This window comes from Streptomyces sp. NPDC111507 (assembly GCF_055638955.1).
The window spans coordinates 342,439-357,432 of the sequence record NZ_JBVKBU010000003.1; the positions used below are offsets into that span (position 1 = coordinate 342,439).

14 protein-coding genes are annotated in these 14,994 nt (G+C 70.7%); 8 read left to right on the plus strand and 6 right to left on the minus strand.

The window, feature by feature from the left end; translation table 11 throughout:
• Nucleotides 1-100: 100 nt before the first annotated feature.
• Both ACZ7M2_RS14220 and ACZ7M2_RS14225 read right to left on the minus strand, forming a co-directional pair.
• Nucleotides 101-238, minus strand: coding sequence for an MFS transporter small subunit (locus ACZ7M2_RS14220; protein ID WP_471595467.1), 138 nt, complete (start codon nucleotides 236-238; stop codon nucleotides 101-103).
• Entirely contained in the window at nucleotides 204-1,541 is a 1,338-nt protein-coding gene (locus ACZ7M2_RS14225) for an OFA family MFS transporter (RefSeq protein WP_471595468.1), read from the minus strand. Before ACZ7M2_RS14225 ends, ACZ7M2_RS14220 begins: the two co-directional genes overlap by 35 nt.
• 348 nt (nucleotides 1,542-1,889) lie before the next feature.
• Between ACZ7M2_RS14225 and ACZ7M2_RS14230 the strand changes: the two genes are divergently transcribed.
• Together ACZ7M2_RS14230 and ACZ7M2_RS14235 are read left to right on the plus strand one after the other, a co-directional pair.
• The gene (locus ACZ7M2_RS14230) at nucleotides 1,890-2,213 is read left to right on the plus strand and encodes a glycosyltransferase (protein WP_393020388.1); all 324 of its coding nucleotides are present in this window, start codon (nucleotides 1,890-1,892) and stop codon (nucleotides 2,211-2,213) included.
• Nucleotides 2,210-3,313: a class I SAM-dependent methyltransferase gene (locus ACZ7M2_RS14235; protein WP_471595469.1), complete on the plus strand. Its 1,104-nt coding sequence runs from the start codon at nucleotides 2,210-2,212 to the stop codon at nucleotides 3,311-3,313. The genes ACZ7M2_RS14230 and ACZ7M2_RS14235 overlap by 4 nt, the downstream gene beginning before the upstream one ends.
• Before the next feature lie 300 nt (nucleotides 3,314-3,613).
• Here the strand turns inward: ACZ7M2_RS14235 and ACZ7M2_RS14240 are convergent, their stop codons facing one another.
• Together ACZ7M2_RS14240 and ACZ7M2_RS14245 are read right to left on the minus strand one after the other, a co-directional pair.
• Entirely contained in the window at nucleotides 3,614-3,937 is a 324-nt protein-coding gene (locus tag ACZ7M2_RS14240; protein WP_471595470.1) for a hypothetical protein, read from the minus strand.
• Nucleotides 3,938-4,258: 321 nt separating this feature from the next.
• The gene (locus tag ACZ7M2_RS14245) at nucleotides 4,259-5,575 is read right to left on the minus strand and encodes an outer membrane protein assembly factor BamB family protein (RefSeq protein ID WP_471595471.1); all 1,317 of its coding nucleotides are present in this window, start codon (nucleotides 5,573-5,575) and stop codon (nucleotides 4,259-4,261) included.
• Between the two features lie 806 nt (nucleotides 5,576-6,381).
• Here ACZ7M2_RS14245 and ACZ7M2_RS14250 point away from each other — a divergent pair.
• Genes ACZ7M2_RS14250 through fdhD form a run of 5 tightly spaced genes read left to right on the plus strand, consistent with a single transcriptional unit; the run spans nucleotide 6,382 to nucleotide 12,828 of the window.
• Nucleotides 6,382-7,353, plus strand: a complete 972-nt coding sequence (locus tag ACZ7M2_RS14250; RefSeq protein ID WP_471595472.1) for a 2-dehydropantoate 2-reductase — start codon at nucleotides 6,382-6,384, stop codon at nucleotides 7,351-7,353.
• Complete coding sequence (locus ACZ7M2_RS14255; RefSeq protein ID WP_471595473.1) at nucleotides 7,350-9,269, plus strand: molybdopterin oxidoreductase family protein; 1,920 nt, start codon at nucleotides 7,350-7,352, stop codon at nucleotides 9,267-9,269. The genes ACZ7M2_RS14250 and ACZ7M2_RS14255 overlap by 4 nt, the downstream gene beginning before the upstream one ends.
• Before the next feature lie 4 nt (nucleotides 9,270-9,273).
• Nucleotides 9,274-11,106, plus strand: coding sequence for an NADH-ubiquinone oxidoreductase-F iron-sulfur binding region domain-containing protein (locus ACZ7M2_RS14260; protein ID WP_471595474.1), 1,833 nt, complete (start codon nucleotides 9,274-9,276; stop codon nucleotides 11,104-11,106).
• Nucleotides 11,103-11,963 (plus strand): 2Fe-2S iron-sulfur cluster-binding protein, encoded by an 861-nt coding sequence (locus ACZ7M2_RS14265; protein ID WP_471595475.1) that lies wholly within the window; start codon nucleotides 11,103-11,105, stop codon nucleotides 11,961-11,963. The genes ACZ7M2_RS14260 and ACZ7M2_RS14265 overlap by 4 nt, the downstream gene beginning before the upstream one ends.
• A 7-nt stretch (nucleotides 11,964-11,970) precedes the next feature.
• Entirely contained in the window at nucleotides 11,971-12,828 is an 858-nt protein-coding gene (fdhD, locus tag ACZ7M2_RS14270) for a formate dehydrogenase accessory sulfurtransferase FdhD (protein WP_471595476.1), read from the plus strand.
• Nucleotides 12,829-12,899: 71 nt separating this feature from the next.
• Here the strand turns inward: fdhD and ACZ7M2_RS14275 are convergent, their stop codons facing one another.
• Nucleotides 12,900-13,442, minus strand: a complete 543-nt coding sequence (locus ACZ7M2_RS14275) for an isochorismatase family protein (protein ID WP_471595477.1) — start codon at nucleotides 13,440-13,442, stop codon at nucleotides 12,900-12,902.
• Between the two features lie 19 nt (nucleotides 13,443-13,461).
• On the minus strand, nucleotides 13,462-13,896 hold the full coding sequence (locus ACZ7M2_RS14280) for a MarR family winged helix-turn-helix transcriptional regulator (protein WP_471595478.1): 435 nt from the start codon (nucleotides 13,894-13,896) through the stop codon (nucleotides 13,462-13,464).
• Between the two features lie 109 nt (nucleotides 13,897-14,005).
• Here ACZ7M2_RS14280 and ACZ7M2_RS14285 point away from each other — a divergent pair, with 109 nt between their 5' ends.
• Nucleotides 14,006-14,953, plus strand: a complete 948-nt coding sequence (locus ACZ7M2_RS14285) for a quinone oxidoreductase family protein (RefSeq protein WP_471595479.1) — start codon at nucleotides 14,006-14,008, stop codon at nucleotides 14,951-14,953.
• Nucleotides 14,954-14,994 lie beyond the last annotated feature (41 nt).

Consider the following 14,994-nt stretch of genomic DNA (forward strand, 5'->3'; position numbering starts at 1 on the left):
CACAGGAAAGCGGCGTCAGGCTTGTCGGCTTCTGTCAGACCTTCGGACGCCCTGCCCACGTCCGTACACACGCCCGGCGCCGCAGTCCCTACGCCGGGCGTTACCCCGTGAACAGCTGTTTGGCCTTCAGGACGAGCTCGTACAGGCCGTAGCACAGCGGCGCCCCCACCCACAGCCACGCGAGGGCGATCAGCGGACGGCGGTCAGGCGGACTGCTGGGGCTGGACGGAGTCGTCATCGGCGGCCTCCCTCGGGGCGGGGATGTGGTGGCGGGCATGGACGGGTCGCACCAGCTCGTTGGCGACGAACCCGACGACCAGCAGCCCGATCATGATCAGGAACGAAGTGTCGTAGAGCTGCGCACCGTGTTTGCCCGCCTCCTTCTGGCGGTCCGCGATCCAGTTGACGATCAGCGGCCCGAGGACGCCGGCCGTGGACCAGGCGGTGAGCAGCCGACCGTGGATGGCACCGACCTGGTAGGTGCCGAAGAGGTCCTTCAGGTAGGCGGGAATCGTCGCGAAGCCGCCGCCGTAGAAGGAGAGGATCACCAGGGCGCAGATGATGAACAGGGGCTTGGAGGAGTCCCCGAACTGTGAGATCAGCAGATACATGATCGCGCCCACGCCGAGGTAGACGCGGTAGATGTTCTTGCGGCCGATCAGGTCGGACGTGGAGGACCAGCCGATCCGGCCCGCCATGTTCGCGGCCGAGAGCAGCGCCACGAAGCCCGCGGCGGCGGAGACCGACACCGGGGTCGAGGTGCCCGCGAAGAAGTCCGTGATCATCGGGGCGGCCTTCTCCAGGATGCCGATGCCCGCGGTCACGTTCATGCAGAGCACGACCCACAGGCACCAGAACTGCGGGGTGCGCACGGCATTGTTCGCGGACACCTGCACCCCGTCGAGCGGCGCGGGTCCTGCCTTGACCGGCGGTTTGTCGCCGCGCGGCACCCGCACCAGCAGGACGCCGAGCGTCATGAACACGGCGTACGACAGCCCGTGCACGAGGAAGGCGAGCGCGATGCCGGAGGAGTCGGAACCGAAGGACTTCAGCATCTGCGCGGACCACGGCGAGGCGATGAGCGCACCGCCGCCGAAGCCCATGATCGCGATGCCGGTGGCCATGCCGGGCCGGTCCGGGAACCACTTGATCAGGGTCGATACGGGTGAGATGTAGCCGATGCCGAGGCCGATCCCGCCGACGAAGCCGTAGCCGAACACGATCAGCCAGTACTGCTCGGTGGCGGCGCCGAGCGAGGCGATCAGGAAGCCGGTGGAGAAGCAGACCAGGGCGACGGTCATCGCCCAGCGGGGTCCGTTGCGCTCGACGAGGGTGCCGCCGAACGCGGCGGACAGTCCGAGCATGACGATGCCGAGCTGGAAGGGCAGCGCGCTCTGGGTCCCGCTGAGGCCGAGCGCGGATTCGAGCGGCGGCTTGAAGACGCTCCAGGCGTACGCCTGGCCGATGGAGAGGTGGACGGAGAGTGCGGCGGGCGGGACGAGCCAGCGGCTCCAGCCGGGTGGCGCGACAGGGGGACTCATGATCCCGGACGATAGGAAGCGGTTGCCCGGTTGTGAAGCCGTTCGACACCAACTCGTCGACGGTATGCGGTGAGCGGTATCCATCGCGCGACGAACGGTCGGCCGGCCTGCACGGTGGCCCACGGTGGTGTGACCGCGAGCGGCGGTTGGCGAGCCGCCTCGTGACGCTCGGCGCCGCCGACACCGATGTGGGGCGCGCTTCCTGGGCGGGTGCCTGGCATCCGTGCGCGAACGGACCGACCGGGCAGGAGGTGATCGTCGACCCGGGCCGCGCGCTCGGCGCCGACACCCACGACAAGGACGTCCTCGTTCTCTCCCTCGGTCCCTCAACTCCCGTTCCTGGAACGGATGGACGCAGTAACCTGCCACGCCAGTCACAACAACACCATGTGCGAGGCCCTCTGGCACGCCGTCCCCCTCGTCGTGGCTCCGCTCCGCGATGACCAGCCGGTCGTGGCCGGACAGGTGACCGACGCGGGCGCGGGCGTCAGGGTCCGGTTCGGCCAGTCAACGCCGGGCGGCTGGGCACCGCGCTGGACGCCGTACTTCACGATCCCGCCCATCGCGCGGCAGCCGTCCGGATCCGCACGGCGTTCCGCGCGGTCGGCGGCAGCGGGGTGGCCGCGACCCACCTGGAGCGGCCAATGGCGCGCTCCCAAGGAGGACCAGTGAGCAACGACCACAAGAACCGCACCCACGAGCACGAGCCCGTGTCCCCGGGCCGAGCCGAGCAGGTCGCCGCGCTGCGTCCGGTCTACCGGGCCGACCTCGCCGAAGGCCTGGACCGCTTCTTCGAACCCCGGCGCGACACCTGCCCGTGGTGCGGCTCGACCCGGTTGGCGACGCGGCTGCGCACCACGGACCTGATCCAGCACAAGCCAGGCCGCTTCGTCCTCGACCGGTGCGCGGGATGTCGGCACACCTTCCAGAACCCGCGGCTCAGCGAGGCCGGCCTGGAGTTCTATTACCGCGATTTCTATGACGGCCTGGGCGAGAAGCAGCTCGCCATGACCTTCGCAAGCCGGACGAAAATGTACGTGCAGCGTGCCGAGTCCCTGGTCCCATTCGCCCCCACGCCCAAGAACTGGCTGGACGTCGGCACCGGTCACGGCCACTTCTGTGAGGCGGCCCGCACTGTCTTCCCGGATACGAGCTTCGACGGCCTCGACTTCACCGACGGCGCCGAACTCGCCGAGCGCGCCGGACGCGTGGACCAGGGCCACCGGGGCAGCTTTCCCGAGCTGGCTGAGCAACTCACCGACGGCTACGACGTCGTCAGCATGTTCCACTACCTGGAGCACAGCACGGAACCGGCCCGCGAACTTCAGGCGGCGTACCGGGCCGTCCGACCCGGCGGCCACCTGCTGATCGAGGTCCCGGACCCCGACAGTCGCTATGCCCGCCTTCTCGGCCGCTGGTGGCTGCCCTGGCTGCAGCCGCAGCACCTGCACTTCGTCCCGGTCGAGAACCTGCGTACTCGTCTCACGGACCTCGGCTTCACGGTGGTCGCGGAGCAGCACGCCGAGCCCCACGACCCCGTCGACCTGCTGGCCGCTGTCTGGTTTGCCCTGGACGCGGTCGCACCGCGTGACGACCTGCCCTGGCTGCCGGTTCCGCCGTCCCGCCTTCAGCGCACACTCCGCACCATGACAGTGATCGCCGGCATCCCGGCCTTGCTCCTGGGCAGGCTGCTGGACCGCCTCGTCGTCAAACGCGTGGCCCGGCCCCTGGGCCTTTCCAACGCCTACCGGCTGGTGGCCCGCCGGGACTGACCCTCGCGACCCGTACCGTCTGTCCTCCGACGCCCTGCTGCGGGGCCCGGCGCGACCGCGCACCGGGCCCGGCAGCGTCCGTTCGGACGGCCCGTCAGAAGACGCGTCCGACGTCCCGGCGGACGATGGTCTCCATGCTGTGCTCGGCGAGCGCCGCGATGGTGTAGACGGGTGCGGGCGCCCGTGGAGCCGGGGAAGCGGGCGCCGTCCAGGACGTAGGGGCCCTGGTGGCCGAGGACGCGACCGTAGACGTCGACGGCCTCGCCCATGTTGCCCGGCTGGCGGGCCGCCGACACGGAATCAGTTCAGGTCCTCCCACGTCCACATGACGGCGGCCTGCCCATCGGACTCCCTTCCGAATCGGAACCGCTCCTCAGCATTGTTGATCTGGACGAATTCACTGAAGAGCCCTGCGGCAGGAAACCGGGCCAGAACGGCGGTCTCCTCGTCCGCCCCGGCCGCGCACAGGCTGTCCAACAGCCGGACCACCGCAGACGGGTTGTCGAGGGAGGCGTGCGTGGCGGCTCTCGCGGTCAGTGTGGTCAGCTGCTCCTCTGCCCCGGCGTCCCGTAGGCAATCAAGCAGTTGGGCCACTGCGGACGGGTCGTCGAGGGCGGCGTGCACGGCCGCCCTCGAGGCCAGTTTGGCAGTCTGCTCGGCCTCCCGCGTCTGCCCAGCAGTCTGGCTGCGGAGCGGCAGGCCTTCTGCCTGTTGTCCAACGTCCGGGCCGCCGGTACTGGCCCTCGGCCGAGCCAGACCAGCATGGCGTGATCGGCAGAGGCCGCGGCCTGGAAGACGACCGTCAGAGGAGTGAACTCGCGGGCCCACTCCGGCGAGGCAGATGACGCGGGCAATCGACCGGTCATGATCGGCATGCGCGCTCCGGCCGGCTCACCAGCCCGTTCTGAGCCGCATCGCCAGCTCCGAGTGATTGCTCCCGCGGGGTCACCCGCGAACTGAACACTCCAGGATGCGGCCGTCGACGGTCCCGACGAGCAAGTGCCCTTGGGACGCTACCGCGAGAGAAAGTGCGGTGGTCGGTACTCCGCCGACCTCAAGCTCGGTGTGCCATCGCACCGAGCCACTGCCGGCGTCCAGTGCTGTCAGGGCTCCGGAGTTGTAGGCCACGTAGACCGTATCTGCGTCAGCATCGAGGGCGGTGGCGGGATGATCGGTCCGGTACTGCCACTGCACCGCGCCGTTCAGGGATCGCCGTACGACGTAGGCGCCACCCGGCTGGAGCCCATGCCCATGGTGGACGGCGCCGGCATACACCAGGGACTGCCCGATCTCGACCGCCGGACCCCCGAAGTGGTGCTCCTGCGGTACCCAGGAGTGCGGGAAGAGCCGCCGCAAGGTCCCGTCGGCGCCCACGGCCGCGATCCACTTGTCCTTGTGCGGTCTATCCAGGTCAGTGCCTACCAGCACATACGGGCGACTCGCGCACCGGACTGCAAACCCGTGATTGAGCGGGTCGAAGCGGCCTACCTCGGGACCGTCCACCGGACTTTCGAGGTCGTACATCATCAGCCGCGCGGGACGCTTGCTGCGGCCGTCCAACGGCCTCAGGATCGTCCTCTGGCCGCCTGTGACGAGAACCGCGCACATGCCCGGGCTCAGGGTTTCCAGCACCTGCCCTGCGTCGACGGCGATCCTGACGAGCCGGGGCGCGGACGTCTCCCAGCGTCTTCCCTTCCGGCGACCGCGGCGTTCGGCGTTGGCCCAGACCGATGTTCCGTCGGAAGCCAGAACCAGCTGGCGGCCGCCTTCCTCGTCCTCCACCGCCCACTGCCGGTCTCCTGACGGCAGCCACGACTCCGCCAGGACCCCGTCCAGAGCGGCCAGCACGCGGCCGTCCTCCATGCCTTCGACAGCCCACACCCGTCGACGTACTGACCACTGCCGACCGGCGGCGGCTGCGAGGTCCGCGAGAAGCCGGCGGGTCTCCGCACTGTGATCCGGCTGAACGGCCGGCTCTGCGGGGGCTGCCATTTCTTCAACACCGATCGCCCGCAGCTCGACTGCGCCCCAGTCCGCGCGAGTGACAAGGACCGTATGTCCCTGCTTGTGTGCGTGCGGGTTGTCCCAGTCATCGCACGGGGCCAGGACCAGACGCAGTGCTGTCTCACTGCGCCATTCGACGCTGAGCACCTCCCGCGGGTGCGGCAACGCGGACACCACGTTGCCGGAACCGAGGTGTATCAGCAACAGCTCGCCTTCGAAGGAGTAGCCGCCGTCGTAGCGTCCCGTGCCGACGGCCAACAGGGGAAGAACAGGGTGGAAGGCGAGAGATCGTACGGGGTACCAGGACCTCACCAGATGCCGGCACCGCAATCCGTCCCGCTCATAGACACCGATCCGGTGCCCCGTCCATCTGCAGTCCGCGGTCCCACTGCCGTTCCACTGAACTGCCCCGACGTCCCCGCCCACAGCGACCATCCGCGAGCGATCGTCGCCGACGGTCAGAGCGGGCTCTCCGACAGGCGGAGGCACTCGCCGCACCGCCCGCGTCCATCTGCCATCAGCAACGGCCGTCCACGCCGTCTCGGCAAAGCGGACCTGGGGCGGCCGGCCGGGCTACTTCAAGAACGCAGGACGTGACATGTGCCCCTCCCACGCCGGCAGGCACCTCGGGGCGGGCCTCTGGAAGGCACATTGATCAGGACTCGATACGCAGGTGTGCATCACGGCGTCGGGCAGTCGTGGTGGGTTGCGTCGGGAACGGCGAGGTCCAGCCCGGAGCTGCGGCGAACCGGCGGAAGATCACGCCCCGTTCCGGGAAGGGTCGGAGGGCGTCCGGTTTCAGCTGCCACCGCCTCAGGACCGCACCACGTCGTACGCGGCGTACACCAATCTCCCCAACCGATCACAACCAAGCGCGTTCAGACCAGCACGCCGCTACCGCTCGCCGACCAACGATCGGAACCGCCACCTACCGCTCGTGGTCATGGTGGTCCGTCGAGGTGCTGCGCGAAGCCTTGCCGCCCCAAGTTCCATACTGTAGACAATATTTCGTCGACAGAGTTCGGCAGTTCCTCGGTACCCTCGACCGAACGGAGCGAGCCACAGTGAAAGTCGCCGTTCTCGGCGCCGGTGCGATCGGCGCCTATGTCGGCGCCGCGCTGCACCGCGCCGGCGCCGATGTGCACCTCATCGCCCGTGGACCGCATCTTGCGGCCATGAGGCAGCACGGAGTCCAAGTCCTCAGCCCGCGTGGCGACTTCACCGCGCGCGCCCATGCCACCGACGACCCGGCCGAGGTCGGCCCGGTCGACTACGTCCTGCTCGGTCTGAAGGCCAACTCGTACGCGGCGTGCGGGCCGCTGATCGAGCCTTTGCTGCACGACACCACGGCGGTGATCGCCGCCCAGAACGGCATCCCCTGGTGGTACTTCCACCGGCACGGCGGCCCGCACGACGGCCACCGTGTGGAGAGCGTGGACCCGAACGGCGCGGTCAGTGCGGTGCTCGCGCCCGAACGGGCCGTCGGATGTGTCGTGTACGCCGCGACCGAGCTGGAAGGACCGGGCGTCGTACGGCACCTGGAAGGCACCCGGTTCTCCGTCGGCGAGCCCGACCGCACCCGCTCCGACCGGTGCACGGCGTTCAGCGAGGCCATGACGGCCGGCGGTCTCAAGTGCCCGGTCGAGCGGGATCTGCGCAACGACATCTGGCTCAAGCTGCTCGGCAACATCTCCTTCAATCCGATCAGCGCGCTGGCCCGCGCGACGATGCGGCAGATGTGCCTGCACGGCGGCACCCGCAAGGTCATCGAGATCATGATGACCGAGACGCTCGCGGTCGCCGAGGCGCTGGGCTGCGAGGTGGGCGTCTCCATCGAACGGCGGCTGGCCGGCGCCGAGCGCGTCGGCGACCACCGCACCTCCACGCTCCAGGATCTGGAGCGCGGCAAGCCGCTCGAACTGGACGTACTGCTGGCGGCTGTCGTCGAGTTGGCGGACATCACCGGCGTCGAGGTGCCCACCCTGCGCACCGTCCACGCCATCTCGGACCTGCTCGCGCTGAGGAGCGCCGCATGAGGAAACGTGAATCGAAGATCTACGCCCGGCTCACGCACCCCCTGGTCCGTGACGCGCGCGACGAGCCCTTCCGGCGGGCCGGCTGGGACGAGGCCCTGACTCGCGCGGCGGCGGGACTGAGCGCCGCCCGCGGCGCCTTCGGCCTGTTCTCCTGCGCCCGCGCGACCAACGAGATGAACTACGTGGCCCAGAAGTTCGCCCGGGTCGTGATGGGCACGAACAACGTCGACTCCTGCAACCGCACCTGCCACGCCCCGAGCGTCGCGGGCCTGAGCGCCGCCTTCGGTTCCGGCGGCGGGACCTCCTCGTACGCGGAGGTCGAGGAGACCGACCTCATCGTGATGTGGGGCTCCAACGCCCGCTTCGCACACCCGATCTTCTTCCAGCACGTGCTGAAGGGGATCAGGAACGGCGCCCGGATGTACGCGGTCGACCCGCGCCGTACGTCCACGGCCGAGTGGGCGGAGAGCTGGCTCGGTCTGAACGTCGGCACCGACATCCCGATGGCGCACGCGATCGGCCGCGAGATCATCCACGCGGGCCTCGCCAACCACGCCTTCATCGAGCGGGCCACCAGCGGCTTCGAGGAGTACAGGGCGCTCGTCGAGCCCTGGACGTTGTCGCTCGCCGAGAAGGTGACGGGCGTACCGGCGGCGGCGATACGGCAGTTGGCGCACGCGTACGCCCGCGCCGAGCGCGCCCAGCTGTGCTGGACCCTCGGCATCACCGAGCACCACAACGGCACCGACAACGTCCGCGCTCTGATCAACCTGACCCTGCTGACCGGGCACGTGGGCCGCCACGGCTCCGGACTCCAGCCCCTGCGCGGGCAGAACAACGTGCAGGGCGGCGGCGATATGGGCGCCATCCCCAACCGCCTCCCCGGCTTCCAGGACATCCTCGACGCCGAGGCGCGGCTGAAGTTCGAGTCCGCCTGGGGCACCGTCATCCAGCCGCACTACGGGCTGAACCTGACGGAGATGTTCGAGGCCATGGAAGAGGGCACGCTGAAGGCCGTCTACTGCATCGGCGAGAACCCGGCGCAGTCGGAGGCCGACAGCGAACAGGCGGTACGGCGGCTGGGCGCCCTCGACTTCCTCGTCGTGCAGGACATCTTCCTCACGAAGACCGCCCAGTTGGCGGACGTCGTGCTGCCCGCGACCGCCGGGTGGGCGGAGACGGAGGGCACCACCACCAACAGCGAGCGGCGGGTGCAGCGGGTGCGCGCGGCGGTGACGCCGCCCGGTGAGGCCCGCGAGGACATCGCCATCCTCTGCGACCTCGCCGCGCGTCTCGGGCACGACTGGAAGTACGCCGACGCCGAGGCCGTCTGGAACGAGCTGCGGTCGGTGTCGCCGGACCACTACGGGATGACGTACGAACGTCTGGCGGAGCACCAGGGCATCCAGTGGCCCTGCCCCGACACCGGGCGGCTCGAACCCACCTATCTGCACGGCAGGTTGTGGGCCTCGGACCCCGCCGAACGCGGCCGACTCGCGCCGTTCGGGATCGTCCAGCACGACCCGCCCGTGGATCTGACGGACGAGGAGTATCCGATCCGGCTCACCACAGGGCGGCGGCTCGACTCCTACAACACCGGGGTGCAGAGCGGCGGCTTCGCCTCGCCGTTGCGGCGCGGCGAGTATGTCGAGCTCTGCCCGGAGGACGCCGAGCACTACGGGGTCGTGGTGGGCGAGGAGGTCCAGGTCTCCTCGCGCCGGGGATCCGTCATGGCACCCGTGTGGATCGACACCGCGCTGCGGCCCGGCCTTGCGTTCATGACCATGCACTTTCCCGACGAGGTGGACACCAACCAGCTGACGATCGAGGCGAACTGCCCGATCGCGGGGACGGCGGAGTTCAAGGCGTCGGCCATCCGGATCGAGAAGCTGCCGGTCGCGACTCAAGTGAGGTGATGTGGTGGATCTGCACTTCGGTGACAGCAAGCCGACGGACGAGGAGCGGGCGGCGATCGACGCGCTGCTCGGTCCGCCGGAGTCCTCGTGGGAGGGCGCCGCCCGCGATGAGATGAGGGCCGCCGACCTCAGGTGGGCGCGCGGCGGCCGGGAGGCGCGCGAACGCCGTGACCTGCTGTTGCCGGGGATGCACGCCGTCAACGACCGGATCGGCTGGATCAGCGAGGGCGCGCTCGACTACCTGTGCCGCAGGCTGACCGTGCCACCGGCGGAGGCGTACGGGGTCGCGACCTTCTACGCGATGTTCTCGGTGAAACCGCGCCCCGCGACCGTGCTGCACGTGTGCACGGACCTCGCGTGCGCGGCGGCGGGCGCGGCGGAGCTGTGCGCCGGGGTCGAGGCCCGCCTCGGGCCCGGCAGCGGCGTCGGCGTCGAGCGCAGCCCCTGCCTGGGGTTGTGCGAGCGCGCTCCGGCGGCCCTCGCGGTCAGGGCGGGCGATCCGGTGCGTACGGCCGTGTCGGCGCCCACCACCGTCGCGCGGGCGGCACAGGCGGCGAGCGCCCCCGACTCGGCGCCCGAGGAGCCGCCCGCGGCCTTCGCGGTGCCCCAGGCGGGCGATCCCTCCCTCGTACTGCTGAGCCGGGTCGGTGTGGTCGACCCCGCCTCGCTCGACGACTACCGGGCACACGGCGGGTATGCCGCGCTGCGGCGGGCCTTCGCACTCGGGCCGGCCGGGGTCATCCGCGAGGTCACCGACGCGGGCCTGGTCGGGCGCGGCGGCGCCGCCTTCCCCACCGGCCGCAAATGGCAGGCCACGGCGTCCCAGCCCGATCATCCGCATTACCTGGTGTGCAACGCCGACGAGTCCGAGCCGGGCACCTTCAAGGACCGGGTCGTCATGGAGGGCGACCCGTACGCCCTCGTCGAGGCGATGACCATCGCGGCGTACGCCGTCGGGGCGCACAAGGGTTACCTCTATCTGCGCGGCGAGTACCCGCGCGCCCTGCGCCGCATGGAGCACGCCATCGGGCAGGCACGCGCGCGTGGCCTGCTCGGCGAGGACGTCCTGGGCCAGGGGTACGCCTTCGACATCGAGATCCGGCGGGGCGCGGGCGCGTACATCTGCGGCGAGGAGACCGCCTTGTTCAACTCGATCGAGGGGTACAGAGGAGAGCCGCGTTCCAAACCGCCCTTCCCTGTGGAGAAGGGTTTGTTCGGCAAACCCACTGCCGAGAACAACGTCGAGACCCTGGTGAACGTCCTGCCGATCCTGACGAGGGGGGCCGAGGCGTACGCGGCGATGGGCACCCCGGGCTCCACCGGCCCGAAGCTGTACTGCGTGTCGGGCAGCGTGGACCGGCCCGGCATCTACGAACTGCCGTTCGGGGCGACGCTGGGCGAGCTGCTGGAGCTGGCGGGCGTGCGCGAGCGGCTGCGCGCGGTGCTGCTCGGCGGCGCGGCGGGCGGCTTCGTACGGCCCGACGAACTCGACATCCCGCTCACCTTCGAGGGCACCCGGGCGGCGGGCACGACCCTCGGCTCGGGTGTGGTCATGGCCTTCGACGACACGGTCCCGCTCCCCCGCCTCCTGCTGCGCATCGCCGAGTTCTTCCGCGACGAGTCGTGCGGGCAGTGCGTGCCGTGCCGGGTCGGGACCGTACGGCAGGAGGAGGCGCTGCACCGGATCGCCGAGCGGCGGGGCGCCGCGGCGGCCGACGACATCGCCCTGCTCAGGGAGGTGGGCCGCGCGATGCGGGACGCCTCGATCTGCGGTCTCGGGCAGACCGCGTGGAACGCCGTGGAATCCGCGATCGACCGCTTGGGAGCCTACGAATGACCGCGATACCGCTGGGAGTGCCGCGTCGGCTCGTCGAGTTCACCCTCGACGGGCAGGAGGCCAGGGTTCCCGAGGGCTCGACGATCCTCGACGCCTGCCGGGCGGCGGGCAAGGAGGTCCCCACCCTCTGCCAGGGCGACACGCTCACCCCCAAGAACGCCTGCCGGGTCTGTGTCGTCGAGCTGGAGGGTGCCCGGACCCTCGTCCCGGCCTGCTCCCGCAAGGCGGAGGCGGGCATGGAGGTACGGACGGACACCGAGCGCGCCCGCCACAGCCGCAAGGTCGTCATCGAGCTCCTCGCCTCCTCGGTCGACTTGTCGACCACTCCGGAGGTGGCCGGGTGGATCAAGGAGTACGAGGCGAAACCGGACCGCTTCGGCCCCGACGCGGCGCGCCTCGACGAGGAACCGAAGATCGACAACAGCCTCTACGTCCGCGACTACGACAAGTGCATCCTCTGCTACAAATGCGTCGACGCGTGTGGCGACCAGTGGCAGAACACCTTCGCGATCTCGGTCACCGGGCGCGGATTCGACGCCCGGATCGCCGTCGAGCACGACGCCCCGCTGACCGACTCGGCGTGCGTGTACTGCGGCAACTGCATCGAGGTGTGCCCGACAGGGGCTCTGTCGTTCAGGTCGGAGTTCGACATGCGGGCGGCGGGTACATGGGACGAGTCGGCGCAGACCGAGACGACGACGGTGTGCGCGTACTGCGGAGTGGGCTGCAACCTCACGCTGCACGTGCAGGACAATGAGATCGTGAAGGTCACCTCCCCGCACGACAACCCGGTGACCCACGGCAATCTCTGCATCAAGGGCCGCTTCGGCTACCAGCACGTACAGAACCGGGACTGATCAGGACATGGGACGAGTCACGGAACGACGCAAGGTGATCCGCATCCGGGACGGGGCCATCTCGACCCGCCCCGACACGCTCGTCGCCGAGGAGCCACTGGAGATCCGCCTCAACGGGAAACCGCTCGCGATCACCATGCGCACCCCGGGCGACGACTTCGCGCTCGCGGCAGGCTTCCTCGTCAGCGAGGGGGTCTTCGGCCGGGCCGACGAGGTGCAGAACATCGTCTACTGCGCGGGCGCCACGGTCGACGGTTCCAACACGTACAACGTGGTGGACGTCCGGACCGCGCCGGGCGTCGTGCTGCCCGACATCACGCTGGAGCGCAACGTCTACACGACCTCGTCCTGCGGCCTGTGCGGCAAGGCGAGCCTGGACGCGGTCCGTACGACGGCCCGCTGGGCCATCGACGACGGCGCCGACGCTCCCCCGGTCCGGCTGGAGCCCGCTCTCCTCGCCGGCCTCCCCGACCGGCTGCGCGCGGCACAGCAGGTCTTCGACCGGACCGGGGGTCTGCACGCCGCGGCCCTGTTCACGGAGGACGGGGAGATGCTCGACGTACGGGAGGACGTGGGCCGGCACAACGCGGTCGACAAGCTGGTCGGGCGCGCCCTGCAACGCGGCGACCTGCCGCTCTCCCGCACGGTCCTGCTGGTGTCGGGCCGGGCCTCCTTCGAGTTGGCGCAGAAGGCGGTCATGGCGGGCATCCCCGTACTGGCGGCGGTCTCGGCACCGTCCTCGCTGGCGGTGGACCTGGCCATGGAGACCGGGCTGACCCTGGTGGGCTTCCTGCGCGGCTCCTCCATGAACGTGTACGCGGGCGAGCACCGCATCGCCCTGCGGGCCGCGGCCGCCCAGGGCTGACCGGCTCCCCGCGGCACGGCGGCGGGGCCCCGACCGGCGGGGAGCGCCCCCTGCGCCGTAGGGGCCCCGCCTCAGCCCGCGCTGAAGTGCACCTGCGCGGTGGTCACGACCGTGCCGAGGCGGGGGAAGTCGAGGCGGACCGACGCCTCGTGTTCGGGCGCGGTGAGGGCCGCCATCGCGTCCTCGGCGAACACGAGGTCGTAGCCGAGGTCGCCGGCGGCGCGGGCGGTGGACTCGACGCCGAGGTTGGTGGCGATCCCGCCGAACACCAGGGTGGAGATGCCGCGCTCCCGCAGCCGCTCGTCGAGACCGCTGCCCTGAAACCCGCCGATGGTCCGCTTCACGACCTCGAGGTCACCCGCCACCGCGAGCCCGGCGACGAGTCCGCTGCCGGGCGGCTGTTCGGGCAGCCCGGGCCGTTCGCCCCGGACGAGCACGACGAGCGCGCCCGCCTTGCGGAAGGTGGCCGCCAGCTCCTCGGCGGCGGCGAGGACTTCGGTGCCCTTGCGGGGTTCCACGGGCAGTCCGACGATGCGCTCCATCAGATCCACGAGCACCAGGGCGGTGCGCGCGGGGTCGAGGGCGAGCCGGGGTTCGGTTTCGGATGCGGTCATGACGGAACGTTAGCCTTCATCAGCCGTCCGTACCGGAAATCCGGATCAACAAGCCCATGAACTGCTCCCGCTCGGCCCCCGAGAGCGGCGAGAGGAGCGCGTCGTTGGCCTCGCGCGCCGCCCGCTCGCAGCGCGCGAGGAGGCGCGCACCCTCCTCGGTGATGGACACCGCGTTCTTGCGCCGGTCCCTGGGGTCGGGTTCACGCAGGACCAGGCCCGCGCCCTGGAGGTCGTTGAGAACACCGACCAGGTCCTTGGGGTCGAGCTGGATGCTGCGGCCCAGTTCGGCCTGGGCGACGGGGCCGAGATCGGAGACGGCGGAGAGCACCACGTGATCCCACATCTTCAGGCCCTCGGCCGCCAGCGCCTCGGCGACGAGGGCACGGCCGCGCGCGGCGGTGCGGCCGAGAAGCCAGCTGGGGAGGGCGCGGATGGCGGGCAGGGGGGCGGACATGAGACCAGTCTAGCGAATAACCGTTGGGCACCCCAATGAATCTCGGTTATCGTTGGGACTCCCAACGACCCGAGGGCTCGCCCCCTCACCCCCCACCCCTGGAGGTGCGATGCGCCGCGTCCGATACGAGCACACCGGCGGCCCCCTGTTCCTGGAGGACGTCCCCGCCCCCGCCGCCGGGCCCGGCGAACTGCTGGTGCGCACCGAGGCGATCGGCGTCACCCTTCCCGTCGTCCGCAAGGTCACCGAAGCCGCGAAGCCGATCCCGCTGGGCGGCGAGATCGCGGGCGAGGTCGTCGCCGTCGGCGCCGGCGTCACCCGCTTCACGGCGGGCGACCGCGTCACCGGACTCTGCTTCGGGCACGGGTACGCCGAGCACGCCCTGCTGAACGAGACCATGGCCTCCCCCGTCCCGGCGGGCGCGAGCGCGGTCGACGCCGTCACCCTCGTCCGCAGCGGGCTGGTCGCGCTCGGCGCCCTGAAGGCGGCGCGCCCCGCACCCGGCGAGGCGGCGCTGATCACCGGCGCGGCGAGCGGGGTCGGCCATCTCGCCGTCCAACTCGCCCGACTGCGGGGCGCGTCACGTGTCGTCGGGGCCGTGTCCGCGCTCGCCCTCGGCAAGACGGAGTTCGTGCGGGGGCTCGGCGCGGACGAGGTGATCGCGTACGGCTCCGAGGACTGGGGCGAGCCCGTCGACTACGTCCTCGACGCGGTCGGCGGCGACCTGCTCACCCTGGCCGTCGCCGCCCTCGCCCCGGGCGGGCGGCTCGTCGCGTACAGCTCGGGCGGTGGGAGCGTACGAGCGTACGACCTGCTGGTGGGCGCCAAGTCCGTGATCGGCTTCCAGCTGGCCCGGATCGCCCGGAACGAGCCGGGGCGGTACGAGCGGTGGCGCGAGGAACTGTGGCGCCTGTTCACGGAGGGGGCCTTGCGGCCCGCCGTGCACGGGGAGTTCGCCCTGGAGGACGCGGCGAAGGCGCACGCGGCGATCGAGTCACGGTGCAACCTGGGGAAGGTGGTGCTGCGCCCCTGCCAGACGAGTTCAGATTTGGCGTGAACACGACCGGTGCTCGCTGCTTGTGGGGCCACTGAGAGCCC

Coding starts and splice junctions, on each gene's coding strand:
- ACZ7M2_RS14220 (WP_471595467.1), bottom strand. CDS start 238: ATGACGACTCCGTCCAGCCCCAGCAGTCCGCCTGACCGCCGTCCGCTG.
- ACZ7M2_RS14225 (WP_471595468.1), bottom strand. CDS start 1,541: ATGAGTCCCCCTGTCGCGCCACCCGGCTGGAGCCGCTGGCTCGTCCCG.
- ACZ7M2_RS14230 (WP_393020388.1), top strand. CDS start 1,890: ATGGACGCAGTAACCTGCCACGCCAGTCACAACAACACCATGTGCGAG.
- ACZ7M2_RS14255 (WP_471595473.1), top strand. CDS start 7,350: ATGAGGAAACGTGAATCGAAGATCTACGCCCGGCTCACGCACCCCCTG.
- ACZ7M2_RS14265 (WP_471595475.1), top strand. CDS start 11,103: ATGACCGCGATACCGCTGGGAGTGCCGCGTCGGCTCGTCGAGTTCACC.
- fdhD (WP_471595476.1), top strand. CDS start 11,971: ATGGGACGAGTCACGGAACGACGCAAGGTGATCCGCATCCGGGACGGG.
- ACZ7M2_RS14275 (WP_471595477.1), bottom strand. CDS start 13,442: ATGACCGCATCCGAAACCGAACCCCGGCTCGCCCTCGACCCCGCGCGC.
- ACZ7M2_RS14280 (WP_471595478.1), bottom strand. CDS start 13,896: ATGTCCGCCCCCCTGCCCGCCATCCGCGCCCTCCCCAGCTGGCTTCTC.
- ACZ7M2_RS14285 (WP_471595479.1), top strand. CDS start 14,006: ATGCGCCGCGTCCGATACGAGCACACCGGCGGCCCCCTGTTCCTGGAG.